Source organism: Bradyrhizobium sp. Bra78 (assembly GCF_024519855.1).
Taxonomy (GTDB): domain Bacteria; phylum Pseudomonadota; class Alphaproteobacteria; order Rhizobiales; family Xanthobacteraceae; genus Bradyrhizobium; species Bradyrhizobium japonicum_G.
In genome coordinates, this window is sequence record NZ_JALJRE010000005.1 from 154,357 (window position 1) to 177,018 (window position 22,662).

24 protein-coding genes are annotated in these 22,662 nt (G+C 65.3%); 15 read left to right on the forward strand and 9 right to left on the reverse strand.

The genetic code is table 11. The features are described 5' to 3' along the window. Window positions 1-32 precede the first annotated feature (32 nt). On the reverse strand, window positions 33-698 hold the full coding sequence (locus tag OC450_RS13710; RefSeq protein WP_249129333.1) for a GntR family transcriptional regulator: 666 nt from the start codon (window positions 696-698) through the stop codon (window positions 33-35). Window positions 699-815: 117 nt separating this feature from the next. Between OC450_RS13710 and OC450_RS13715 the strand changes: the two genes are divergently transcribed. From OC450_RS13715 to OC450_RS13740, 6 genes are read left to right on the forward strand one after another with little or no spacing between them, the layout of a single operon-like run. Next, a complete protein-coding gene (locus OC450_RS13715) occupies window positions 816-1,610 on the forward strand; it encodes an enoyl-CoA hydratase/isomerase family protein (RefSeq protein ID WP_211385663.1) in 795 nt (264 codons plus the stop codon). Window positions 1,611-1,619: 9 nt separating this feature from the next. Further along, window positions 1,620-2,879: a CaiB/BaiF CoA transferase family protein gene (locus OC450_RS13720; RefSeq protein WP_211385665.1), complete on the forward strand. Its 1,260-nt coding sequence runs from the start codon at window positions 1,620-1,622 to the stop codon at window positions 2,877-2,879. A gap of 54 nt (window positions 2,880-2,933) precedes the next feature. After that, entirely contained in the window at window positions 2,934-3,926 is a 993-nt protein-coding gene (locus OC450_RS13725; RefSeq protein ID WP_211385667.1) for a tripartite tricarboxylate transporter substrate binding protein, read from the forward strand. 55 nt (window positions 3,927-3,981) lie between these two features. Next, window positions 3,982-4,464 carry a tripartite tricarboxylate transporter TctB family protein gene (locus tag OC450_RS13730; protein ID WP_211385669.1) on the forward strand — a complete coding sequence of 161 codons (483 nt, stop codon included), beginning with the start codon at window positions 3,982-3,984 and terminating at the stop codon, window positions 4,462-4,464. 11 nt (window positions 4,465-4,475) lie between these two features. Further along, complete coding sequence (locus OC450_RS13735) at window positions 4,476-6,026, forward strand: tripartite tricarboxylate transporter permease (protein WP_262048057.1); 1,551 nt, start codon at window positions 4,476-4,478, stop codon at window positions 6,024-6,026. After that, a complete protein-coding gene (locus OC450_RS13740; protein ID WP_211385672.1) occupies window positions 6,023-7,027 on the forward strand; it encodes a 4-hydroxythreonine-4-phosphate dehydrogenase PdxA in 1,005 nt (334 codons plus the stop codon). The genes OC450_RS13735 and OC450_RS13740 overlap by 4 nt, the downstream gene beginning before the upstream one ends. Before the next feature lie 7 nt (window positions 7,028-7,034). Here OC450_RS13740 and OC450_RS13745 read toward each other — a convergent pair whose 3' ends face one another. The 3 genes from OC450_RS13745 to OC450_RS13755 form a co-directional block, all read right to left on the reverse strand. Continuing rightward, window positions 7,035-7,451, reverse strand: coding sequence for a cupin domain-containing protein (locus tag OC450_RS13745; protein WP_211385673.1), 417 nt, complete (start codon window positions 7,449-7,451; stop codon window positions 7,035-7,037). A 13-nt stretch (window positions 7,452-7,464) separates the two neighbouring features. After that, window positions 7,465-8,208, reverse strand: coding sequence for an SDR family oxidoreductase (locus tag OC450_RS13750; RefSeq protein WP_262048058.1), 744 nt, complete (start codon window positions 8,206-8,208; stop codon window positions 7,465-7,467). A gap of 252 nt (window positions 8,209-8,460) precedes the next feature. Further along, entirely contained in the window at window positions 8,461-9,474 is a 1,014-nt protein-coding gene (locus tag OC450_RS13755; protein ID WP_262048059.1) for a formylglycine-generating enzyme family protein, read from the reverse strand. A gap of 506 nt (window positions 9,475-9,980) precedes the next feature. On the opposite strand from OC450_RS13755, the gene OC450_RS13760 reads away from it, so the two are divergent. Next, window positions 9,981-10,967: a helix-turn-helix domain-containing protein gene (locus OC450_RS13760; protein WP_256808086.1), complete on the forward strand. Its 987-nt coding sequence runs from the start codon at window positions 9,981-9,983 to the stop codon at window positions 10,965-10,967. Window positions 10,968-11,123: 156 nt separating this feature from the next. Here the strand turns inward: OC450_RS13760 and OC450_RS13765 are convergent, their stop codons facing one another. Continuing rightward, window positions 11,124-12,200, reverse strand: a complete 1,077-nt coding sequence (locus tag OC450_RS13765; protein WP_211385683.1) for a methyl-accepting chemotaxis protein — start codon at window positions 12,198-12,200, stop codon at window positions 11,124-11,126. Window positions 12,201-12,488: 288 nt separating this feature from the next. Here OC450_RS13765 and recJ point away from each other — a divergent pair, with 288 nt between their 5' ends. From recJ to OC450_RS13780, 3 genes are all read left to right on the forward strand, one after another. Continuing rightward, a complete protein-coding gene (gene recJ / locus OC450_RS13770) occupies window positions 12,489-14,330 on the forward strand; it encodes a single-stranded-DNA-specific exonuclease RecJ (RefSeq protein ID WP_211385684.1) in 1,842 nt (613 codons plus the stop codon). A gap of 30 nt (window positions 14,331-14,360) precedes the next feature. Continuing rightward, window positions 14,361-15,170: an SDR family NAD(P)-dependent oxidoreductase gene (locus OC450_RS13775; RefSeq protein WP_211385685.1), complete on the forward strand. Its 810-nt coding sequence runs from the start codon at window positions 14,361-14,363 to the stop codon at window positions 15,168-15,170. A 108-nt stretch (window positions 15,171-15,278) separates the two neighbouring features. Further along, a complete protein-coding gene (locus OC450_RS13780) occupies window positions 15,279-16,076 on the forward strand; it encodes an aldolase (protein WP_262048060.1) in 798 nt (265 codons plus the stop codon). Between the two features lie 6 nt (window positions 16,077-16,082). Here the strand turns inward: OC450_RS13780 and OC450_RS13785 are convergent, their stop codons facing one another. Continuing rightward, window positions 16,083-17,312, reverse strand: a complete 1,230-nt coding sequence (locus tag OC450_RS13785; protein ID WP_262048061.1) for a lytic murein transglycosylase — start codon at window positions 17,310-17,312, stop codon at window positions 16,083-16,085. A gap of 133 nt (window positions 17,313-17,445) precedes the next feature. On the opposite strand from OC450_RS13785, the gene OC450_RS13790 reads away from it, so the two are divergent. The 3 genes from OC450_RS13790 to OC450_RS13800 all read left to right on the forward strand — a co-directional run bounded on the left by OC450_RS13790 (window position 17,446) and on the right by OC450_RS13800 (window position 18,297). Further along, entirely contained in the window at window positions 17,446-17,700 is a 255-nt protein-coding gene (locus OC450_RS13790; protein WP_027557921.1) for a hypothetical protein, read from the forward strand. A 74-nt stretch (window positions 17,701-17,774) separates the two neighbouring features. After that, window positions 17,775-18,026 carry a hypothetical protein gene (locus OC450_RS13795; RefSeq protein WP_262048062.1) on the forward strand — a complete coding sequence of 84 codons (252 nt, stop codon included), beginning with the start codon at window positions 17,775-17,777 and terminating at the stop codon, window positions 18,024-18,026. An 85-nt stretch (window positions 18,027-18,111) separates the two neighbouring features. Further along, on the forward strand, window positions 18,112-18,297 hold the full coding sequence (locus OC450_RS13800) for a hypothetical protein (protein WP_262048063.1): 186 nt from the start codon (window positions 18,112-18,114) through the stop codon (window positions 18,295-18,297). Window positions 18,298-18,331: 34 nt separating this feature from the next. Here the strand turns inward: OC450_RS13800 and OC450_RS13805 are convergent, their stop codons facing one another. Further along, window positions 18,332-18,862 carry a MarR family winged helix-turn-helix transcriptional regulator gene (locus OC450_RS13805; RefSeq protein ID WP_262048064.1) on the reverse strand — a complete coding sequence of 177 codons (531 nt, stop codon included), beginning with the start codon at window positions 18,860-18,862 and terminating at the stop codon, window positions 18,332-18,334. Window positions 18,863-18,916: 54 nt separating this feature from the next. Between OC450_RS13805 and OC450_RS13810 the strand changes: the two genes are divergently transcribed. After that, entirely contained in the window at window positions 18,917-19,396 is a 480-nt protein-coding gene (locus tag OC450_RS13810; protein ID WP_262048065.1) for a carboxymuconolactone decarboxylase family protein, read from the forward strand. A gap of 21 nt (window positions 19,397-19,417) precedes the next feature. Next, window positions 19,418-19,921 carry a cupin domain-containing protein gene (locus OC450_RS13815; RefSeq protein ID WP_211385692.1) on the forward strand — a complete coding sequence of 168 codons (504 nt, stop codon included), beginning with the start codon at window positions 19,418-19,420 and terminating at the stop codon, window positions 19,919-19,921. 30 nt (window positions 19,922-19,951) lie between these two features. On the opposite strand, the gene OC450_RS13820 is transcribed toward OC450_RS13815, so the two are convergent. Both OC450_RS13820 and OC450_RS13825 read right to left on the reverse strand, forming a co-directional pair. Next, entirely contained in the window at window positions 19,952-20,938 is a 987-nt protein-coding gene (locus OC450_RS13820; RefSeq protein WP_262048066.1) for a DUF808 domain-containing protein, read from the reverse strand. 83 nt (window positions 20,939-21,021) lie between these two features. Next, complete coding sequence (locus OC450_RS13825; protein WP_211385694.1) at window positions 21,022-22,623, reverse strand: M23 family peptidase; 1,602 nt, start codon at window positions 22,621-22,623, stop codon at window positions 21,022-21,024. Window positions 22,624-22,662: the final 39 nt, after the last annotated feature.

Here is a 22,662-nt window from a genome sequence, read left to right on the forward strand (position 1 = left end):
GGTGGCGCGCGCGTCCGCGCGGCAACTTCGCCTTACGCGATCCGGAGCGTCAGGTCGTTGCCTTCCGCTTCGGCAAAGCCCGCTTGCAGGACTTCTTCGCGCTTGTGGCGCAGATGCGCGCGCAGGATATGCGCGAGCCCGACGCCGTCGCGCCTCTGGAGCGCGTTCAGGATTGCATCATGCTCCTTCACGGCGAGCGCCCAGCGCTGCGGCGTCATCGGCGTGACGTAACGCGCGCGGCGGATGCGCGCGGTCACGGACGCATACAGCCCCGCGAGCGCGGGGTTTCCGGCTGCAGTGACGATGGCTTCGTGAATGGCGCGGTTGCCGCGGTAGTACTGGATCAGGTCACGCTCGCGATAATGCTGCACCATGGCCGCGTGCGCGGCGGCGATCTCGTCGATCCCGGCGTCGGTGATCCGTTCGCAGGCGAGCTCCCCGGCGAGGGCCTCGAGGCCCTGGCAGACCTCGAACAGGTCGCGCATGTCCTTGTCGGTCAGCTTCGCCGCGCGCGAGCCCCGATGCGGCAGCAGCTGCACGAGGCCCTCGGCGGCGAGCACCTTGAGCGCCTCGCGCAGCGGCGTGCGCGAGATCTGCAGCCGCTCGCACAGTTCGCGCTCTGGAATTCGCGCCCCCGGCGGAATTTCGCCGTCGAGCAGGATGGCCCGGATACGGCCGACAACTTCCTCGTGAAGCATGGGTCGGAGGTCCATTTGCATTCAAAACTGAGATTATATGTGAAAGATTGCAAGTTCCAGCTTGAAAAATGATAATTTTGCATTCAAAAATGTAAAAAAGCAGAAAGGCGTGAGGAAATGGACCAGCAGGTGGGGGCGGAAGACCTCGTTTTCGAGCGCCGGGACGGCATTGGTCGGATCACCTTCAACCGCCCGCAGGCCCGCAATGCCTTCACTTTCGCGATGTACGAGCGGCTCGCCGCGATCTGCGCGGAGGCCAACGACGATCATGCGATCAAGGTGCTGGTGCTGCGCGGAGCCGGCGACAAGGCTTTCGCCTCGGGCACCGACATCAACCAGTTCCGCGAATTCAGGACGCCGCAGGATGCGATCGACTACGAGAACCGCATCGATCGGGTGCTGAGCACGCTCGAGCAGTGCCGGGTGCCGACGATCGCGGCGATCAACGGGTTCTGCACCGGCGGCGGCGCCGGCATCGCCGCTGCCTGTGACCTCCGTATCGGCACAAGAAGCGCGAAAATCGGATTTCCCGTCGCCCGGACGCTCGGCAATTGCCTGTCGATGTCCAATGTCAGCCGTCTCACGGCGCTGATCGGCGCCGCACGCGTCAAGGACCTGATCTTCACCGCGCGTCTCATTGACGCCACCGAGGCTGCAAGCGTCGGGCTGCTCGGCGAGGTCGTCGAGGATGACGCGGCGCTCGAGCGCCGTGCCGACGAAGTCGCGCGGCTGCTCGCCAGCCACGCGCCGCTGACGCTGAACGCGACCAAGCAGGCGGTGGCCCGCCTGCAAAGGCGGCTGACGCGGGACGAGGGCGAAGACCTCATCCTGATGTGTTACACGAGCCAGGATTTTCGCGAAGGGCTCGATGCTTTCCTCACCAAGCGCGCGCCGCAATGGCGCGGTGAATAGGACGGGCCGATGCAGAGCGATCGTTCGCAATCGAACTCCGGCCGTTCGGGGCCGCTGGCCGGCCTCAAGGTCATCGATCTCACCCATGTCATGGCAGGGCCGACCTGCACCTTGATGCTCGCGGACATGGGCGCCGATGTCATCAAGATCGAGAAATGGCCGAATGGCGACGACACCCGCCATTCAGTGCCGCCGAAGATCGGCGACGAGGCGGCCTCCTTCCTGATGATGAACCGCAACAAGCGCGGCATTGTGCTCGATCTCAAGACCGAGGGCGGCAAACAGGTGCTGCGGCGGCTGATCGCGGGCGCCGACGTGCTGGTCGAGAACTTTGCGCCGGGCGCGATGGAGCGCCTCGGCTTCGGCTACGAGGCGCTGCACGCAAAATTCCCGGCGCTGATCTACTGCTCGCTGTCGGGCTTTGGCCGCACTGGTCCCTACAAGCACCGCCGGGGATTCGATCTCGTCGCCCAGGCCATGAGCGGTATCATGAGCTTTACCGGCGAGCGTCCTGACGGCCCGCCCGTCAAATGCGGCCCGCCGCTGTCCGACATCACTGCCGGGCTGCTCGCGAGCATGGGCATCCTCGCTGCCTACACGCATCGTCTCAAGACCGGCGAAGGGCAGTGGGTCGAGACCTCGCTTTTTGAAGCAGCTCTGGTGCAGACCTACTGGCAGTCGACCATCGCGTTGGCCGCGGGCACCGCGCCGCGCGCGATGGGCTCGGCTCATCCGCTCAACGCGCCTTATCAGGCCTTCGAGGCCTCCGATGGCTGGCTCGTGGTCGGCGGCGCCAACAAGAAGCACTGGCTGTTGATGCTGGAAGCACTCGGTGCGAGCGAGCTTGCATCCGATCCGCGCTTCGTCACCGGCGCCGACCGCATGGCGAACCTGAAGGAGCTCGATGCGGTTTTGAGCGAGCGCTTCCGCACGAAGTCGCGGGCGCATTGGCTTGCGGCGCTGGACGAGAAGGGCGTGCCCTGCGGCCCCGTCCACGACATGCTGGAGGCGCTGAGCGATCCGCAGACGCTGGCACGCGAGATGGTCGTCGAGGTCGAGCACTCCACGCTCGGCCCGGTGAAGACCATCGGACTGCCCGTCAAATTTTCGGAGACCCCAGGCAAAGTGCGCATCGGCGCGCCGCTCTACGGTGAGCATACAGGCGAGGTGCTGACCGAATACGGGTTCGACCAGACGCAGATCGATGCTCTCGCAAAAGAAGGCGCAATCGTTCTGGCCCCAGACCGGCGCGAGGAACGCGTCGCCTGACCGGACATCGCTACGACAAAGACAAGACAAAACATAAAAAAGCTGGAGGAAATCATGGGTCGGACGTCAACACTTCTACTCTCCGCGGCCGCAGCGATGCTCGCCGGCACGATGCCGGCGCTCTCGGCCTGGCAGCCGCAAAAGCCGATCGAGTTCGTGGCCACTGCCGGGCCGGGCGGCGGCACCGACAATATCGCCCGCGCCGTGCAGAACATCATCACCAAGTACAAGCTGACGGAGCAGCCCATCGTCGTCGTCAACAAGGGCGGCGGCAGCGGCGCCGAAGGCTATGTCTACGGCAAGGCGTCCGCCGGCGATCCCTACAAGGTGATCTTCGGAACGTCGAACGCCTGGCAGCAACCGCTCGTCTCCAAGGTCGCCTTCAATTACACCGATCTCACCCCGGTCGCGGCGATGGCGCAGGACGAGTTCCTGCTCTGGGTCAAGCAGGATGCCCCCTACAAGACGGCAGGGGATTATCTGAAGGCGGCCGCATCGGGCGAATTCAAGATGGGCGGGGCACAGTCAAAGGACACCGATGAGGTCCTGACCCGCATGATCGAAAAGACCGGTCACGTGAAGCTGACCTACATCCCCTTCAAGAGCGGCGCCGAGACCGCCGTGCAGCTTGCCGGCGGACATCTCGACTCCCACGTCAATAATCCGAGCGAAAGCCTCGGGCAATGGCGCGGCGGCACGCAGCGACCGCTTTGCGTTTTCAGCCCGAAGCGGCTGCCGAAGGGTCCCAAGATCACCGCGACCGAAGGCTGGAGCGACGTTCCGACCTGTGCCGAGCAGGGGCTCGATATCAAGCAATATGAGCAGCCGCGCACGGTGTGGCTGCCCGGCAAGGTCACGCCGGACCAGGCCGCGTTCTATGTCGATCTCATGAAGAAGGTGCAGGCGACGCCGGAATGGAAGGACTACATCGAGAAGACTTCGCAGGTCGATACGTTCCTGACCGGCGCTGAGCTCGACAAGTTCATCAAGGACGATCTCGAGCACCTCAAGCAGGTTGCGGCCGAGCAGGGTTGGCTCATCAAGTGAGCCGGCCCTGCCAGGCCATGAGATCCCGTCATCTCGCGTTAGGTTGGAGCCGCTGATGATATCGCGCCGCGCTCTCGAACTGGCGACCGCCGTTCTCACCGGCGGCTTCGGTGTCGCTGTCGTCGTGCAGAGTCTCGACAACGGTATCGGCTGGTCGAGTGCGGGCGTCGATTCCGGCACGTTCCCGTTCCTGACCGGGATCATCATCGTTGTCGGCAGTCTCTACAATCTGGTGCGGGGCATGCTGCCGGTCGCGACATTGGCGCATGTTCCGATCGCGATCACGCCGATCGAGTTGCGCCGGATTGCCGGCCTGTTCGTACCGGCCGCGATCTTCGTTGCGGCGATCCCGCTGGCCGGGATGTACGTCGCCTCCGCCCTCTATGTCTTCGCGGTGCTGGCAATCCCCAGGCACCAATCCGTACCCCGTGCGCTGGCTATGGCGGCGGCGACGGCGCTCGCGCTCTACGTCGTGTTCGAGCGCATGTTTCAGGTGTCGTTGCCGCACGGCGCGCTCGCCGCCGCGTTCGGGTACTGACGGAGCGCGCGATGGACAATCTCGGGGAACTTCTGCACGGCTTCACCATCGCGGTCACGCTGCCGCATCTGGCGCTGATGGTGGTCGGCGTGCTGCTCGGCATCCTCGTCGGCGTGCTGCCGGGGCTGGGTGCGCCGAACGGAGTGTCACTGCTGCTGCCGCTGACCTTCGGCATGCAGCCGGTGTCGGCGATCATCCTGCTCTCCTGCATGTACTGGGGCGCGCTGTTCGGCGGCTCCGTCACCTCGATCCTGTTCAATATTCCCGGCGAGCCGTCCTCCGTCGCGACCACCTTCGACGGATACCCGATGGCCCGCGACGGCCGGCCGACGACGGCGCTCGCCACCGCGTTCGGCTCGGCGGCGTTCGGCGCGCTGATTGGCGTCATCCTGATCACCTTCCTCGCATCCTGGGTGGCGCAGGTCGCGCTTGCCTTCGGGCCGGCGGAGTATTTTGCCGTCTATTTCCTGGCCTTTGCGAGCTTTGTCGGCATGGGCGGCGGCGCGCCGATCAAGACCGTTGTGGCGCTGGCGATCGGCTTTGCCATCGCCGCGATCGGCATCGACACCGTGTCCGGCAGCGTTCGTCTCACCATGGGCGTCGATGAACTGGTCAAGGGCGTGAACTTCGTCGTCGCCGTGATGGGCCTGTTCGGCATCGGCGAGCTGCTGGTTGCTGTCGAGGAGGAGTTTCACGCCCGCGCGGTCTCCTCGAAGATCGATTGGCGCGAGGTGTTTCGCGCGGTCGGCCGCCTGCCGCGGCACAGCATTGCCTTGCTGCGCAGCGCCGCGATCGGGTGCTGGATGGGGATCACGCCGGGCGGCCCGACCGCCGCGTCCTTCATGAGCTATGGCATCGCCCGCCGCTTCTCGCGCCGCGGCCGCTATTTCGGCACCGGAGAGGTCGAGGGCATCATCTCGCCCGAGACCGCCGATCATGCCGCCGGCACCAGCGCATTGCTGCCGATGCTCTCGCTCGGCATTCCCGGCTCGGCAACTGCGGCTGTCATGATGGGCGGGCTGATGATCTGGGGCCTCAATCCCGGGCCGATGCTGTTCGTCGACCAGAAGGACTTCGTCTGGGGCCTGATCGCCTCGATGTATGTCGGCAACATCGTCGCGGTGGCGCTGGTGCTGCTCACCGTGCCGGTCTTTGCCGCCCTGATGCGGATTCCGTTCGTGATCATCGCGCCCCTGATCGTGATCATCTGCGTCGTCGGCGCCTATTCGGTGTCGAACTCTTATCTCGACGTCGTCATGATGCTCGGCTTCGGGATCGTCGGCTATCTCTTCAAGAAGCTGTTCTATCCGCTGGCGCCGCTCGTGCTCGCGATCGTCATCGGCGACAAGGCCGAGGACGCCTTCCGGCAATCGATGCTGATGTCCAGGGGGTCGCTCGGGATCTTCTTTGCGAACAAGCTGGTGACGTGCCTGGTGGTGGCCGGGATCGCGCTGTTGCTGCTTCCGCTGGTGCTGCAGCTTGCGCATCTGTTTCGCAAGCCCGCGCCGTCCACCGATGAGACGACAACCCAAGCGACAGCTCGGCAGAAGGTGACCATATGACCGCAAAGCCGCTCATTGCACTGGCGATGGGAGACCCCGCCGGCATCAGCCCGGAGCTGACCGCGAAGCTGGTGGTGCAGGACGATATTCGTGCCCGCTGCCGGATCGTCGTGATCGGTGACCGCCGGATCTTCGACGAAGGCGCGCGCGTCGCCGGCGTCAAGCCGGAGCTGACCATGGTGGAGCAGGGGGCCGACCTTCGGGCGGCGAGGGCGGAGGCGTTGTTCGTCGATCTCGGTCATCTCGATGCCGGGGACGTCGAACCGAAAGCTGCGACCCTTGCCGGTGGACAATTCGCCATGGCCAATTACAAGCACGCGCTCGAGCTTGGTCGCGACGGACGCGCCGATGCGGTCTGCTTCACGCCGTTCAACAAGCAGGCGATGCGGCTCGCCCGCGCCGGCTATGACGACGAGATTGCGTTCTCCGCGGAGGTGGCCGGATTGAAGACCCCCGCAAGCGAATTCAACGTGCTCGGCGATCTCTGGAATGCGCGTGTCACCTCGCACATTCCGCTGAGGGATGTCGCCGCAAAGCTGTCCGGCGAGCGCATCCTCCGTGCGCTCAAGCTGACGGACGCCTGCATGCGCAACGCCGGTTTCGCGCGGCCGCGGATCGCGGTCGCCGGGCTCAATCCGCACGCCGGCGATGGCGGTAATTTCGGCCGCGAAGAGATCGACATCATCGCGCCGGTGGTCGTGGCCGGCCAGCGCGAGGACATCGCCGTCGAGGGACCGTTTCCCGCCGACACGGTGTTCCTGCGTGCCAAGGGCGGCGCCTTCGATGCGGTGCTGACGATGTATCACGACCAGGGCCAGATCGCGATGAAGCTGATGGGCTTCGATCGCGGCGTGACCTTGCTCGGCGGCTTCCCGTTCCCGATCTGCACGCCCGCGCACGGCACCGCCTACGACATCGCAGGCCAGGGCATCGCGTCGATCGGCGCCAGCCGCGCCGCGGTGTTGCTCGCGGCGGGAATGGCGGCGCGTCGCGCCACGTAATCTGGCGCTACTTCGGGAGAGGCATCGTCAGCTCCTTGTCGGCGGTATCCACCACGAACACGGCCAGCAGCTTCGCAGGCTCGGTATCGCTGGCATTGGCGCTGACGGCATGGCGATCGCCCGGCCGTTCGGAAAAGTTCTCTCCCTTGCGAAAGACCTTGGCAGGACCGTCATTGACCTGGCTGCGGATCGCGCCTTCCAGCACCGTGGCATAGATGAAGGCCGAGGGTGCATGAATGTGGGCCGGCGAGGAGCCTCCAGGACCATACTCGACCAGCACGCCCTTCATGCTCTTGCCCGGGACATTGGGCAGCGGCTGGTCGAATACGACCGACACCTTTGCCAAAGGGGCTGCCGGCTCGGCCGCATGGGCGGCCAGGACAGAGGCGGCATAGACAGCCGTTGCGATCATCAATCTACGCATGGGGATGTCCTCCTCAGAGGTTCGCGAGCCAGGTGGCGAGCGGGATTTTCCCGAGCCGCGCCTCGCCGAGCGGGTTCAGCGAGGTGTCGTCAATGAGCGCGCCGTAATAGGGCGCGTTCGGATCGCCCACCACCGGGCGGGCGTCGCCGGAGGCCATCAGGCGGCGTGCGATAAATTCGTTAAAGGGCGCCTTCTCGGGCCCCGCGATATCGATCGTGCCGTTGAGGGGCTGGTCCGTTGCGACCTCCGCGAGGCGCTCGGCGACGTCCTCGGCCGCGATCGGCTGGAACAGTGCCGACGGGACGACGATCCTGCTGCCGCTCAACCCCGTCTCCGCAATGGCGCCGAGGAATTCGAAGAACTGGGTGGCGCGGACGATCGAGTAGGGGACCGGAGACGACTTGATGATGGTCTCCTGCGCCAGCTTGGCGCGAAAATAGGAATTGTCTGGCGACCGTTCGGTCCCGACGATCGACAGCGCCACGTGATGTTTCACGGCCGCTGCCGCCTCGGCCGCGGCGAGGTTCTTGCTCGAACGCTGGAAGAAATCGAGCACGGCGGCGGGCTCCCAGGACGGGGCGTTGGCAACATCGACGACAACGTCGGCGCCCTTCAGCGCTGCTGCCAGGCCTTCGCCGGTGACGGCGTTCACGCCCGATTTCGGCGAGGCGGCCACGGCCTCGTGGCCGCGGTCGTTGAGCTTCGCCACGAGCTTGGACCCGATCAAGCCGGTCCCGCCGATTACGACAATCTTCATGGCCTATCTCCTCGGCACGTTGCGGGCGCGAGCTTCTCAGGGTCGACGCGCCGCGCGTCGCGAAAGTGATGCGGCGCGACTCTTACCCAGGAAATGGGGCAGGCTCTTGCCTGTAACCGCCGTGCCTTGCCGGAAAATGCTCAAGACGTAGCCGAATGATCTTCATCCAACGACCGATAGGTAAAGCTGCGTATCGAAATAGTCCGACGCGCGGAGCGCGCCGCTGACACCGGCATCCGCCATGGATGCTCCCTAGGTTGCAGTACGTCCTTCTTGTTGGCGTTCGGCACCAATCGGCATTCGCACCACGCAGCGGAATCCGACATGGCTGGTTGAGGTATCCACCGGTTCGGCATGGCGCGCGGCGGGGCGATAACGGCGGCAATAGTTCGGCGCGCAGAGATGCGAGCCGCCCTTGAGGACCTTGCGGGGAATCCGGACGTCGGGCAGGGCAGGGTCGTAGCTTGCGCTCTCGCGCCCGCCGCGAGGGTTCTTCGGGATGCAGCAGGGCTTCGCAGTGTCAACCTGATGCCTCGCCGACCACCAGTCGGAGGTCCATTCCCAGACATTGCCGATCATGTCGTAGAGGCCGTAAGCGTTCGGCGGGAAGGCCATGACCGGCGAGGTACGCTCATACCCATCCTCGCCGAGATTCTGGACGGGAAAGTTTCCCTGCCAGATATTGGCCATGTGCTTGCCACCCGGCATCAGCACGTCGCCCCAGGCGAACTCCTCCGCCTCCAGGCCGCCGCGCGCAGCGAACTCCCATTCCGCCTCCGTCGGCAGGTCCTTGCCGGCCCAGCGCGCATACGCTGCCGCATCGCTGAAGGAGACGTGGACGACGGGATGGTCCTCGAGGTCCTTGATGTTGCTGCCGGGACCATAGGGATGGCGCCAGTTGGCGCCGCGCAGGAAAGTCCACCACTGGCTCCAGTCGGCGAGATCGGTGATGCGCGGCAGCGGCGAGAACACCAGCGATCCCGCGTACAGCATCTCCTTCAGTGCGCCGGGGTAGTCCCTGGGATCGGGAACGATTTGCGCCTCGGTCACATGACCGGTCGCGTTGACGAACTGCTTGAACTGCCGGTTGGTGATGGGCGTACGGTCGATCCAGAAGCCGTCGACAGCGACGCGATGACTCGGCGCCTCCTCGGGATAATGATGGTCGGATCCCATGCGAAAGGTTCCGCCGGGAATGAAGACCATTTCGCCGGTCTTCACGTCATCCGGCAACCATTCGCAGTGATCCAGATCCGCCCGCAGCATGGTGGAAACTCCGATACTCGCGTTTCCACCTGACGCTACGGCGTAGATTTTGGCAGAGGCTGGAGACGGCCCATTGCCCGGTATGTTGGACGCATTGTCTGGTCCCCTCTTTTTTGGCGCTCGGAGGAGAGCACGACGCTTCATTGCGTCAGTGTCTCTTTCCTATCGCGAGCACGAGTTTGTGCACGCGGCAAATCCCTGCCGCGTGCACTCCGCCATCCGCAGAGCGCTTTCGATCGATCTCGCTGAGGTTGAAAACGGTATCGGAAGATTGGCCGGTTGTGATGTGCAGTTTGTGCCAGTACGCAGGGGCAATGGGTGAGACTTAACGACCCATCGCCAAAAACCCACGGAATTGCGATGCAATGCAGTGAATTTTACCTGCCGGATTTCGACAGTGTTTGCCTCGAAATGCGAAGTCAGCTTGTCGTACCCGCTTCGCGTTGTGGTGGTATTTGGCTGCCGCCTGCCGCAGAATTGTCGCGCTTCAGTAACAGAGTACAGCCATGGGGCAATTCCTTCTGGTTGATTCGCGCAAGCTGGACGGTTTCGAAGGACTTCACCAGGCCGTCCACGGCTCGCATGTCGACGTGATGCAGCTCGGCCGCGGTCGGCTGCGCGGGACGTTGTCCCATGTCGGCATCGGCGATTTCTCGCTCAGCATCGGCGCCTTCAACGTCGGCATGCGCACGCAGCGCGTCGCCAGCGACGACAAGCTGATCGTCGGGATGCTGCTCGCCGCCGAAGAGCGCGTCGCCCATTGGTCGTTCGACATGAAGCTCAACGATGTGCTCGTGATTCCGCCGCTGCTCGAGCATGACGGTGTCTTTCACGGCCCATCCGCTTACGCCGCGATGCGCTTCGACCTCACGGAGGTCGCATCCCTGTTCGGTGGCGAAGCGAGGCTGAGCGATCCCGACAGCTGGCGCAGCCGCGGTCATTTCCGGGCGGACCTCGAGACCGGCGCGATCGCCTCGCGCCGGCTGATCCGGATCATGTCGCATCTGCGCGAAAACAAATACGGACTGACGCCGTCGAGCGCCGACTTCTGGAAGCGATCGATTGTCGAGTGCATGGCGGCCAACGTCATGTCGTCACTGCCGCCCGACGATGGCGGCTGGCTGCCCTCGGCAAGGCGGCTGATCCGCCGGGTTGAGGAGTATCTGGACGAGGCGGGCACGCGACCGGTACATGTGTCGGAGATCTGTGCGGCGTTGGGCGTATCGCGGCGCACCTTGCATCGCGCCTTTCAAGAGGTGTTCGGCCTCGGCCCGGTCAGCTTCCTCAGGCACAAGCGGCTATGCGCCGTTCATTCGATCCTGCACGAGAGCGCTCCTGGCTCGACGACCGTGGCGGCGGTCGCGATGCAGCAGGGCTTCTACGAGCTCGGACGGTTCTCGCAATACTACCTTGCGATGTTCGGGGAGCGTCCGTCGCAGACGCTCGGAATTGCGACACTGCAAGCAGCTGGAAACGACCTCGCCAGAGCCTAGCGCTCTCGGTTGCGAACGACGCCATGACGGCAGGAGGCCGCTGTCTTGCCCGACGCGTCAAATGGCGAACGAAAAACGTCGGGAAACAATCCTGTAGCTACTGTGCATGGGGTTGTTTTCACGGTTTTGTCTTGGACAGGCCGGCTGGCCCCAGTCTCACGCCCCGCAGACGATCACGCCGTACCAGCCCAGGCCCCGATAGGTCTCGTAGCCCGGCGTCGCATGGAAGGCGACCAGCGTGCCGGAACGGTCCTGGTAGAAGCCGGAGCGCTGGCCGTCCAGCGCGAGCGAGATGCGCTCGCTGAGGATGCCTTGGCCGTCGGAGGCTGCGATCACGCGAAAATTCGAGTCGACCAGCAGCACGCGGGCCTTGTCGCTGTCGCCGACGCGCACGCCTTGCACGATGGCGCGGGCCTGCGCCTCCCAGTCGAAATGGATGGCGAGCACGCCGATCGGCGCGCCGTTGGCCTGGCCGCCGGCGCGGACGCTGGCGCAATAGGTCGCGACCTGCGCATTGCCGAGGAGCGGCTGGTTCTCGACGTCGCCGGCGACATAGTCGTCGCCGGAGCGCAGGGCCTTCGCCTCGCGAAACCATTTGGTATGGGCGACGTTCTGGCCGACGGCGCGAAAGCGGTCGGCGCGGCCGTTGGCGATGACGTTGCCGTCGAGGTCGCAGAGCCAGAGGTCGAGATAGACGGTGTAGGCCGCGAGGATCACGCCGAGACGCTGCGAGGCATGGGAGACGGCGGCCGCGCTCGGCGAGGCCGCGCAATCGACCACGGCGGAATCGGTCGCCCACCAGCGCACGTCGCAGGTGCGTTCATAGAGGTTGCGGTCGATCAGCTCGATGGCGTTGAGCGACAGGTCGACCATGCGCTCGCCGCGCGAGCGCTGGCTCATGCGGTCGATCGAGGCGACGAGATCGCCGGTGCGTTTGGTCAGCTGGGTTTCGAGCTCGCGTGCGATGGTCTCGACCTGCTGGCCGACGCCGCGCACCTCCTGCGCCACCACCGCAAAGCCCGCGCCTTGGGCGCCGGCGCGCGAGCTTTCGATCAGCGCATTGAGCGCCAGCATCTTCATCTGGTTGGTGATCTGCTGGATCGACTTGGTCTTGTCGACCGCGATCTGGTTGACCTCCGCGGTGAGGCGGTTGATCAGAGCCGAGATATCGGAATCGTCATCAGCGGGTTCGGTAGTGATCGGCTTGGCTTTCAGACCCAGCGCAGCAGACATCGGGGGACTTCCCTTGGCAATGAGGCCTGATCTGCAATGAACCCGGAACAATCGCTTACAGATCGAATACGATTCTTTTTCGAAGATTCCGCCTAACGCCTGCTTAATTTGCTATTCGGCGGAATGCCTAAATGATAGTCACTCCGGCCTGCCGGCCGGCCATCCACCGCTTTGTGTCCCCGGGCCGTTGCAAATGGCGGGGGTTTCCCGGCCAATCCTCCTAAGCCAGTGACCGGGCGCCTAGCGTGATCGCCCAAGCCTCGAGTTTTCAACAGATTGCCGCCCGTCATGACGCCGCCCGCCACCGCCTTGCCCGTCGAAGCGCCCCAGGCGTTCCTGGGGGTCGCGCGTTCGCTCACCGACAAGCTCTGGCGCGACCGGCTCGATGCGCGCGGCGCGGCCAAGGCGCTCGCCATCGTGCAGCGGCACCAGCTGCCCGAACTGCTGGCGCGGGTGCTGGCGGGCCGTGGTGTCGATATCGACGCCGTCGCCGATTTCCTCGATCCCACCATCCGCAAGCTGCTGCCGGACCCGTTCACGGTGACGGAGATGGAAGCTGCCGCCAAGCGGATCGCGGATGCAGCAGCCAACGGCGAGAAGGTCGCAATCTTCGGCGATTACGATGTCGACGGCGCCACCTCGGCCGCGCTGCTGGCCTGGCATCTGCGCCATTGCGGGCTCGATCCGCTGATCCACATCCCCGATCGCATCTTCGAGGGTTATGGCCCGAATAGCGAAGCCGTGCGTGGCCTGGCCGCGAAGGGCGCCACGCTGCTCGTCACCGTCGATTGCGGCACCACCAGCATAGATCCGCTCGCTGAGGCCAAGCGGATCGGCATGTCCGTCGTCGTGATCGACCACCATCAGGCCGGCACGGAGCTGCCGGAGGTCGACGCGCTGGTCAATCCGAACCGGCTCGACGATCTCTCGGGCCTCGGCCATCTCGCCGCCGTCGGCCTCGTGCTGGTGACCCTGGTCGCGGTCAATCGTGAATTGCGCCAGCGCGGCTTCTGGAATGCGCAGATGCCCGAGCCCGATCTGCTCGGCATGCTGCATCACGTCGCGCTCGGCACCGTCGCCGACGTCGCGCCGCTGATCGGACTCAACCGCGCCTTCGTGGCCAAGGGGCTGATCGCGATGCGGCGGCGCGACCATGTCGGCCACACCGCGCTAATGGACGTGGCGCGGCTCAATGGCCCGCCGGAGGCCTGGCATCTCGGCTTCATGCTGGGGCCGCGCGTCAATGCCGGCGGCCGCATCGGCCGCGCCGACCTCGGCGTGCGGCTGCTGCTCGAAGGCGACAGCGTCGAAGCGGCGCGGATCGCCGCCGAACTCGACCGGCTCAACAGCGAGCGCCGCGTCATCGAGCAGGCGGCCGAAGCACAGGCCGAAGCCGAGGCGCTGGCCTCGATCGGGCTGGAGGACAAGCTCAGCGTCATCGTCACGGCCTCCGAAGGCTGGCACCCCGGCGTGGTCGGCCTCGTCGCCTCTCGCCTGAAGGAGAAGTTTTCGCGACCCGCGTTTGCCATCGCGCTCGAACCCGGCGGCATCGGCACCGGCTCGGGCCGCTCGATCGCGGGCGTCGATATCGGCAAGGCGGTGCGGCAGGCGGTCACCGACGGTATTCTGCTCAAGGGCGGCGGCCACGCGATGGCTGCGGGCGTGACGCTGCGGAAGGAAAAGCTCGCCGAGTTTCGCGCCTATCTCGAAAATGCACTGGCCCGCGACGTCGCCGAGGCACGCCACGTCAACGAGCTCTACATCGACGGCGCGGTCTCCGCGCGCGCGGTGACGACGGAGCTGGCGACCACGCTCAATCGCGCCGGTCCCTTCGGCAGCGGCAATCCGGAAGCCGTGCTGGCGCTGCCGGCGCATCAGCTCGTCTACGCCGACGAAGTGGGCCAGGCGCATCTGCGCCTGCGTTTCAAGTCGGGCGACGGCGCCGTCGTCAACGGCATCGCGTTCCGCTCGGTCGGCCAGAAGCTCGGCAATGCGCTCGTGGCCAATCGCGGCCAGCAATTGCATGTCGCGGGATCGCTGTCGGTCGATCGCTACCAGGGTGCCGAGCGGGTACAATTCCGCGTCATCGACGTCGCGCTACCCGACCAGGGACCATCCATGATTAGATAGGCCCGGTAAAAAACAAAAAAGGGAGTGAACATGGCAGGGCAGGTTGAGGGGAAAGTGGCGCTGGTGACCGGCGGCGCCTCGGGCATCGGCGAGGCCATCGTCGAGCTGTTCGCGCGCGAGGGCGCCACCGTCATTGCCACCGACATCGACGAGCTGCGCGGTCCCGAGCTCGCCAGGCGCATCACCAAGGCCGGCGGCAAGGCGATCTTCCTGGAGCAGGACGTCACCAGCGAGGAGCGCTGGATCGAGGTCACGGCCGAGATCGCGAAGCGCTACGGCCGGCTCGACATCATGGTCTCCAATGCCGGCATCGGCATTGCCGTGCCTTCGATCGTCGACATGACGCTCTCTGACTGGCGCAAGCAGAACGCGATCAACCTCGACGGCGTGTTTCTCTCCGTCAAGCATTGCCTGCCATTGATGCGCAAGAGCGGCGGCGGGTCGATCGTCATGATGTCCTCGCTGGCGGGCCTGCGCGGCGCGGCAGGGCTGTCAGCGTATTCGGCCACCAAGGGGGGCGTGCGGCTGTTCGCCAAATCGATCGCGATGGAGTGCGCCGCCGCGGGCGACGGCATCCGCGTCAACTCCGTGCATCCCGGCATCATCGACACGCCGATCTGGGGCAAGATCCCGACCGGCGCGACCGGCGCGGGCCAGAACGCGCCGATCGATCCGGAGGAGCGAGCCAAGGTCGCAACGCCGCTCGGCCGTGCCGGCCAGGCTGGGGAGATCGCCAGTGGCGTCCTGTATCTGGCCTCCGATGCCTCGCGCTACGTTACCGGCAGCGAGCTCGTCATCGACGGCGGCATGAACGCCGGCGCCGTGCCACGGCGGCAATGAGCCGCTGCGCAGGTCGCGAAGGGCAGGGTGGCGCCCGCAGGGGCTGACGCGCAGGCGTCGGCCCTGTACAACGCGGGCAGCTCCCGACCGACAAAGGTGTCCTTCGCCATGGCGCACAGCCTTCACTCTTCATCATCCACACCGACTCCGTTTCGCTCGAACCGGCCGGACCTCGCCACCGATGCGATCCGCAGCGCGCGTGAGGATCTCGCCGCCTGCTTCCGCATGGCTGCGCGCAACGGGTTTGAAGAGGGCATCTGCAACCACTTCTCGGCCGTGGTGCCGGGCCATGACGATCTCTTCCTGGTCAATCCCTACGGCTATGCGTTCCGCGAGCTGACGGCGTCAAAGCTGCTGATCTGGGACTTCCACGGCAACGTGCTCGACGGCGAGGGCGTGCCCGAGGCAACCGCGTTCTACATCCACGCCGAGATGCACAAGCGGCTGCCGCGCGCCAGGGTCGCCTTCCACACCCACATGCCCCATGCGACGGCGCTGTCGATGACCGAGGGCGATCCGCTGATCTGGGCTGGCCAGACCGCGCTGAAGTTCTATGGCCGCACGGTGCTGGACCGCGACTATAACGGTCTGGCGCTCGACAACCGCGAGGGCGCGCGCATCGCCTCGGCCGTTGGCGATGCCGACATCGTCTTCATGAAGCATCACGGCGTCATGGTGCTGGCGCCGACCATCGCGGAGGCCTGGGACGATCTCTACTACCTCGAGCGCGCCGCCGAGGTGCAGGTGCTGGCGATGTCGACGGGACGAAAGGTGCTGCCGGTCGATCCTGCAATTGCGGCCGAAACCTACAGGCAGATGCGCGAAGGCGATTCCGAATCCGCGCGGCTGCATCTTGCCGCGATCCGCCGCCAGCTCGACGCGGAGGAGCCGCAGTACCGGCACTGAGGCGAGTTACGACCCCTGCCGCAGCTTCGCGAGCACCTTCAGCCCGCCATAACCGTCGGCGGGCGCGATGCCGGCGCGATGCTGAAAATCCTTGATCGCCTTCATGGTGTCGTTGCCGACGCGGCCGTCGGTGCCGCCGGTGTCGAATCCGGCCTTGGTCAGACGCGTCTGCATCTCCTGCACCTCCGCGAGCGTCAGCGCGCGCTCGGAGCCGGGGAAGGGCTGGATGAAGGGCGGCGCGCCCAGGCAACGGTCGCCGAGATGGCAGATCGCCAGCGCGTAGTTCATCGAGGGATTGTAGCTCTTCACTGCATTGAAATTCGGTCCCAGCAGGAAGGACGGCCCGCCCGCAACAGGTGTCCACAGCTGCGCGGATGCGTTTGGTTGCGGAAACGGCTGGCCGTCGGAGCGGGTGACGCCGGCCGCCTGCCATGCCGCATAGGTCCGGCTGCCGCTCGTCTCGCCGGAGGCGCGTACCTCATAGCCCCAGTGCTCGCCGCGGTGCCATTTGCCGCGGTTGACGAGATATTTTGCGGTCGATCCCAGCGCATCGTCCGGCTTGCCGAACGGCGACACCTTGCCGTCGCCGTCATAGTCGATGCCGACATTGAGCCAGACCTCGGGCATCCATTGCGAATGCCCCATCGCGCCGGCCCAGGATCCCTGCATCTGCTCCGGCGTGCTCCAGCCCTTGTCGACGATGCGCAGCGCGTTGATCAGCTCGGTCTCCCAATAGGCCTTGCGGCGCGGCTCATTCCAGGCCAGCGCGGCGAGCGAGGGAAACACCGGCGTCATGTGGTTCTGCTGCACCAGCGGATCGCCATAGGCGGATTCGACGCCCCACAGCGCCAGCAGCGTGCCACGCTCGACGCCGAAATCGCGTTCGATCCGCGCGAGCAGCGCCTCGTTGTTCTTCAGTGCGATCTTGCCGTTGATGATGCGCCAGTCGGAGACGCGGCGATTGATGTATTGCCAGACCTGCTCGTGGAATTCCGGCTGGTTGCGCATCTGCTTGAAGACGCTCATGTCGGGTTCGACACGCGCCATCGCGCGCTGCCAGGTCGCGGCCGAAATGCCCTTCGCCATGGCGCGTGCGCGAAAGCCCTCGCGCCATTCATCGAAGCCCGGAGGGGCGGCGAGGATGCACGTCGGGAGCGCGATGAGTGCGGCTGCGCCGAGTGACGATCGAAGCAGGGCGCGGCGGCTGCGATGGGATGAGGAATCAGCTTGTTTCATGGAGGCATCCTAGCGGGAAACATGGCGCCTGTGAGCCGGTTCCTGGAACTGGGAACAGGAGGCATCCGTGCTCATCGGCAGGAACAAAGTGTCGCAGTCCGGCATTCCCTCCGCACACACTGGAGGATGAGACATGAGAAAATATCTGTTTGCCGCCGCCATGGTCACGGCCATTGCCGCGCCTGCGTTCGCCGATGAAGTCGGCGTTCACGTCGGCCCGGTCGGCGCCGGCGTGACCGTCGGGCAGTCCCACGAATACCGCGATCGCGATCGCGACCGTACCACCGTCATCAAGGAGCGGGCGCCTGCCGACCGCACCACGGTGATCAAGAAGGAAGACGAATTCGGCAATCGCAGCAAGACCGTGATTCATCACGACAACGACTGATGTAGCGAGGGCCCCGGCCGTGGCGCCGGGGCCCGTTTTCCGCCGCAGTCTGGTCACCGAGCATTCGGGGTGGAATGAAGATACGTGCGCATGCGGAGAGCCATGTCGTCCAACTCGACGACGGATCGCAGTGGCAGATTTTTCCCGGTGATATCGCGACCACGCTGAGCTGGAAGCCCGAAACCGATCTGCATTTGAGGCAGAGCAGCGAAGATATCTGTTCGCATGTGCTGGTGAATGCCGCCGATCAAACCCGCGTGCGGGTGATCGCGGCGGGCGATAACTGGCCCGACGGCGCGGTTAAGAAAGCGTTGGAAGAGGGGTAGGTCGTCCTTGCACATGGCCGGATATCCCCAAATTTAGGCCTGTCACTTTACGGTCGGTTCGCTTCCGTCTGTGCAGAATACGCGTATGCGGGAGCTGTTCGACATCATCCGTGCCAATCCCTGGCCGTTCGGGGCCGGGCTTGTCGTCGTGATCCTGATGATCCTCGTCGAGAACTATGGCCGGGGCATCAACGGTGACGGTGGCGCGGGCGGCGACTTCTCGGATGCCGGCGGATGCGATGGCGGCGGGGACGGAGGAGGCGGCGACTGAGCGGCGAGCACTGCTCCGTTCGTCTTGCTGCCCGTTAGTCCTCCTGCAGGTCGGCCGCGATGTCTGCGAGCCAGCGCCGGATCGCGGTCTCCGCCTTCGTGTCCAGGCCCTTCACGAGGCGCTTCTCCAGCACCATCACCCGTTCCCGGCACGCCTTCAACAGCGTCGCGCCGCGCGGCGTCAGCGTCCATTGCTGGATGCGGCCGTGGACGGGATGAGGCGTCATCAGAATCGCGCCGTCGCGTTCGAGATTTCGTATGATGACGCCGACGGTCTGCGGCGTCAGGAAGGTGAGGCGGGCGACGTCCGCCCCCGACAGGCCGGGATAGGCATTCAGCATCGTCAGCACGGCGAATTGCGGCGACGTCACGCCGAGATCGGCGAGCGTCCGCTCGGTCGTCAGGCGGACCGCGGCATGGGCCTGTCGCAGCAGATAGCCGAGATAACCCTGCTCGCCGCGCTTGCCTTCGCCGGGAGCGGGGATGTGCACCGCTCCGTTGGCGGCAGGTGCGGGCCTCTTCCGCACGGCTTGCGATTTTGTGATGTCGGTTGACTTGCGGGGCATGTAAGGGCTCTTATACAATATAAGTGCTCTTACATTAAGACGAGGTCGACGGCAATGCCAAACGTCCGCAGCGAATACGAGGATTTCAGGAAGATCGCGCCCGATGCGTATGAGCTGGTGCTGGCGCTCGGTCAGGTGGCGGCCAAGGCAGGCCTCGACAAGCAGCTCATCGAGCTCGTCAAGCTGCGCGCCTCGCAGATCAACGGCTGCGCCTTTTGCCTGCAGCATCACATCCTGCTGTCGGAGCGGATCGGAGTGCCCGCGGACAAGCTCAATCTGGTCGCGGTCTGGCGCGAGGCGCCGGTCTTTTCCGTGCGCGAGCGCGCTGCGCTGGCCTGGGCCGAGGCGCTCACTTTGCTTCCCGACGGCGTCAGCGATGAGGTTTACGCTGAAGCGAGCCGCGAATTCTCCGAGGCGGAGCTGATGTACCTGACCTCGGCAGTTGCCTCGATCAACGTCTGGAACCGTTTTGGCGCGGCGTATCGCTGGACCCCGGCGAAGCGGCCTGTCGCAACGAATGCCGCGGCATCCTGATCGCGGCGAGGGGAGGTCGTCATGACAACAATGAGTTTGAGCACCACGCAACGCCTGGTGCGATCGCGCTCGATGGCTCTGGCCGTCGCCGGCGGGCTCGCCTGCGCGCTTGCGACCGGCAAGGTGTTGCCGGTGACGATGGACGCCGTATCCGGCGCGCTCGCGCCGCTGTGCGCGACGGCCGCCGAGAGTTCGCCGCTCGACAAGGTCGAGCCGATCGGCTCCTACGCATTGCCGAACGTGCCGGGCAAGCGCGTCACAATCGTGCGTGTTTTCTATGGTCCCGGCGGCTTTTCGCGGCCGCATCGTCACGCCGGCTCGGTGACCGCCTACGTCACCAAGGGCGAGATCCGCTCCCAACTCGGCGGCGGCCCGGTCGAGACGTTCGGCGTCGGCCAGTCCTTCTTCGAGCCGCCGGGCGCGACGCATCTGGTCTCGGCCAATGCCAGCGCCACGGAGCCGGCAGAATTGATCGCGGTGTTCGTGGCGGACGAGGGCGCGCAGCTGACGACGTATCTGGAGTAGCTGGCACTCGCAATCCGAACCCGCCGTTATTCAGGTCGGCCGCGATGGCTTCAACCGTTGCCATATTGGTGAAAGACCGTATTCGACGACCGGAATCACGACTGCGCCGACAATGAGTCCAACGACGCCTGAGATGGCTGCCTCGACCAACCATTCGGCGATGCCGGCAATGGAGGGAAGGACATGCGCGGCAGCCTCGGTCGCGGTATGGACCGTGTGGCCGACCACGGTTGGGCCGTATTGTTCGATGCCGTGCAGGATGATGCCGCCGCCGACCCAGATCATGGCGGCCGTGCCGATGGTGCTCAGCACCGCCAGGAGGGTGGGCATGCCGCTGACGAGCACACGTCCAAGCAAGCGGATTGCGCTGCCAATGAACGAGGCGCCGCCATACCGCGCAAGCGCTACGCCGACATCGTCCGCCTTCACGATCAGGGCGACCACGCCGTAGACTCCAACTGTGATGAAAATGGCGACGAGCGCCAGCACGAGCGCCTGCGTCCAGATGCTGCCCGCCGGGATGGCCGCCAGCGTGATCGCCATGATCTCCGCCGACAGGATGAAATCCGTCTTGATGGCGCTCGCGACCTTCTCGTCCTCGACCGACCGCGCATTCAACGCGGTCGGCTGGAGCTGAGCTTCGCGGTGGCGCGCATGATGCGGCATCACGGCTTCGAGCACCTTCTCAGCAGCCTCGTAGCAGAGAAAGGCCCCGCCCAGCATAAGTAGCGGCGTGACCGCGGCGGGGAGCAAATAACCAAGCAAGAGGGCAATGGGTAGCAGGATCAGCAATTTATTGCGCAACGACCCAACCGCAATCTTACCCACGATCGGCAGTTCGCGTTTCGAGGCAAAGCCGATCACGTAGTTCGGCGTGACGGCTGTGTCATCGATGACCACGCCAGCCGCCTTTGTTCCCGCCTTGGCCGCCTGGCTCGCTACATCGTCGAGCGAGGCTGCTGCCACCTTTGCAATCGCCGCGATATCGTCGAGGAGACCAATCAGTCCGACACTCATCAAACCTGTTCCTTATGCCTTCGAGCCGGCGGTGTGTGCGACAACACGCTTTGGCACTGCCCGGCATTGGAACGCACAAGCCGTCAATTCTCCTCGGCGCCCGATCCTTCGCGCAGATCCGGCTTGATCACGTCCTCCGGCAGCGCATGTGCGACCGGCTGCGGAGCCCCCGCGATCTCCGGGCCGATCTCGCGGCCGCGGCCGCGGATCAGGCGCTCGTAGGCCGAGACCAGAGTCACGTAGGGACTGACCCAGATCCAGCCGTCGCGGGTGAACACCTGCACGTCGAAATGCAGGTGCATCGAGGTGCCGGCGGGATGGTCGAGATAGTTCGAGACCACGCCGATCTTCTCGCCTTCCCATACGATGCGGCCGTTGAGCAGGCCGTCGGCGTTCATCGCCTGCGGGTTCATGTGCATGTAGCGGAAGCGAATGTGCTCGGTCCGGCTGTTGACTTGAAGCGTCGCGGCCTGGTCCTTCAAGGCGCGAATGACCCTCGCGTCGCGCACGGCGACGACGGCACGCTGCTTGGGATCGCAGGCCTCGCGGCCTTCACCGGGTGCCGGGCACTCGGCGGCGCGGATGTCCTCGCCCTGATGGCCGTAGCCGCCGCCGCATTGCCAGACCTCGAAACTGCGGGATTCGCAGAAATTGTCGCGCCAGGGATAGGCGGTCGTGCTCTCCATCTTGTCGCGCTTGGCGTAGGATTGCGAGCGAACGAACGCAGGCGCCTTCTCGAGCGGAAAGCGGATCTGGGCATAGGCCATCACGTCGGGATGACCGCCCTGCTTGCGATAGCCGGTGTTCGGGATGATGTCGCCGCTCGGCCGGTAGGTGAAGTCCGCCGAACGCGCCGCAGGACGATCGAGAATGCTGGAAGCGATGTCCGTCAGCGACCGCATGCGCTGGCCGCCCGCCATGCGCAGTGCCTTCAGGAAGCGCTCGGCGACCGGATAGGCTTCCTTGCAGGCGAGCCGGCGCGGCTTGGCGACGCTGTCGAGGCATTGGATCGACACCACATAGGCCACGCCGAACCGGGTGAAAGCGTAGCGCACATAACCTTCCCGGATGAACTTGCGCAGGTCCGGGTAAAGCGCTGCGAGCGGTTTGACCAGCTCGCCCTTGCCGCCCGAGGGATCGGCTATGTCGTAGACGAGCGCCGATCCGGTGATCTGTACCTCGACCGGCCTGGCGAACACCCGGCTCGGCATGCCGTCGCCGGCACCGGGTTCGAACGAGAAAGTCGCGCTGTAGCCGGCAGGGCCGGCATCGAACATGTCGACGGGATTGAAGTCAGCCTGGTAGCGCGACAACGTAGGGGTCGCGGGCGCGCCGCTGCGTTGCGCCTCGAGATACGCGGCGGCGTCGAACGGCAGCAGCACCGGCACGGAGCTGCTGGCGATGCCGGTGAAGAATTGGGAGGAGACCGCGTTGAGCTGCACCAGGGCAGGCGTCGCCCGCGGATCGTAGCGCGGCACCGAACGGCGGGGCGCGAAGATGAAATCGGCCGCGACCCCGCGATGGCCGTTGATTTCGCTGCGAAGCTGGTCAAGCGCCGCGCGCCAGTCGACGCGCAGGGCCGTGAGCGAGGGGCTGCGAAATTCATCCGCAGCAAGTCGAGTGGTGCCGAGGAGCGAAAGCGACGCCAGGGCCAGCAAGACGAAGCGGAAACCCTTCCCAACCACTTGTCTCGCCCCCCGGCGCCGCCCGTTGTGATCGCGCTT

What these genes read in the sequence shown, in the direction of transcription:
- OC450_RS13780 (WP_262048060.1), top strand. Translation starts at nt 15,279, where the DNA reads ATGGCGCACAGCCTTCACTCTTCATCATCCACACCGACTCCGTTTCGC.
- OC450_RS13745 (WP_211385673.1), bottom strand. Translation starts at nt 7,451, where the DNA reads ATGCGTAGATTGATGATCGCAACGGCTGTCTATGCCGCCTCTGTCCTG.
- OC450_RS13760 (WP_256808086.1), top strand. Translation starts at nt 9,981, where the DNA reads ATGGGGCAATTCCTTCTGGTTGATTCGCGCAAGCTGGACGGTTTCGAA.
- OC450_RS13720 (WP_211385665.1), top strand. Translation starts at nt 1,620, where the DNA reads ATGCAGAGCGATCGTTCGCAATCGAACTCCGGCCGTTCGGGGCCGCTG.
- OC450_RS13775 (WP_211385685.1), top strand. Translation starts at nt 14,361, where the DNA reads ATGGCAGGGCAGGTTGAGGGGAAAGTGGCGCTGGTGACCGGCGGCGCC.
- OC450_RS13785 (WP_262048061.1), bottom strand. Translation starts at nt 17,312, where the DNA reads ATGAAACAAGCTGATTCCTCATCCCATCGCAGCCGCCGCGCCCTGCTT.
- OC450_RS13800 (WP_262048063.1), top strand. Translation starts at nt 18,112, where the DNA reads ATGCGGGAGCTGTTCGACATCATCCGTGCCAATCCCTGGCCGTTCGGG.
- OC450_RS13805 (WP_262048064.1), bottom strand. Translation starts at nt 18,862, where the DNA reads ATGCCCCGCAAGTCAACCGACATCACAAAATCGCAAGCCGTGCGGAAG.
- OC450_RS13730 (WP_211385669.1), top strand. Translation starts at nt 3,982, where the DNA reads ATGATATCGCGCCGCGCTCTCGAACTGGCGACCGCCGTTCTCACCGGC.
- OC450_RS13725 (WP_211385667.1), top strand. Translation starts at nt 2,934, where the DNA reads ATGGGTCGGACGTCAACACTTCTACTCTCCGCGGCCGCAGCGATGCTC.
- OC450_RS13750 (WP_262048058.1), bottom strand. Translation starts at nt 8,208, where the DNA reads ATGAAGATTGTCGTAATCGGCGGGACCGGCTTGATCGGGTCCAAGCTC.
- OC450_RS13710 (WP_249129333.1), bottom strand. Translation starts at nt 698, where the DNA reads ATGCTTCACGAGGAAGTTGTCGGCCGTATCCGGGCCATCCTGCTCGAC.
- OC450_RS13755 (WP_262048059.1), bottom strand. Translation starts at nt 9,474, where the DNA reads ATGCTGCGGGCGGATCTGGATCACTGCGAATGGTTGCCGGATGACGTG.
- recJ (WP_211385684.1), top strand. Translation starts at nt 12,489, where the DNA reads ATGACGCCGCCCGCCACCGCCTTGCCCGTCGAAGCGCCCCAGGCGTTC.
- OC450_RS13790 (WP_027557921.1), top strand. Translation starts at nt 17,446, where the DNA reads ATGAGAAAATATCTGTTTGCCGCCGCCATGGTCACGGCCATTGCCGCG.
- OC450_RS13795 (WP_262048062.1), top strand. Translation starts at nt 17,775, where the DNA reads ATGAAGATACGTGCGCATGCGGAGAGCCATGTCGTCCAACTCGACGAC.
- OC450_RS13815 (WP_211385692.1), top strand. Translation starts at nt 19,418, where the DNA reads ATGACAACAATGAGTTTGAGCACCACGCAACGCCTGGTGCGATCGCGC.
- OC450_RS13810 (WP_262048065.1), top strand. Translation starts at nt 18,917, where the DNA reads ATGCCAAACGTCCGCAGCGAATACGAGGATTTCAGGAAGATCGCGCCC.
- OC450_RS13740 (WP_211385672.1), top strand. Translation starts at nt 6,023, where the DNA reads ATGACCGCAAAGCCGCTCATTGCACTGGCGATGGGAGACCCCGCCGGC.
- OC450_RS13765 (WP_211385683.1), bottom strand. Translation starts at nt 12,200, where the DNA reads ATGTCTGCTGCGCTGGGTCTGAAAGCCAAGCCGATCACTACCGAACCC.
- OC450_RS13735 (WP_262048057.1), top strand. Translation starts at nt 4,476, where the DNA reads ATGGACAATCTCGGGGAACTTCTGCACGGCTTCACCATCGCGGTCACG.
- OC450_RS13820 (WP_262048066.1), bottom strand. Translation starts at nt 20,938, where the DNA reads ATGAGTGTCGGACTGATTGGTCTCCTCGACGATATCGCGGCGATTGCA.
- OC450_RS13715 (WP_211385663.1), top strand. Translation starts at nt 816, where the DNA reads ATGGACCAGCAGGTGGGGGCGGAAGACCTCGTTTTCGAGCGCCGGGAC.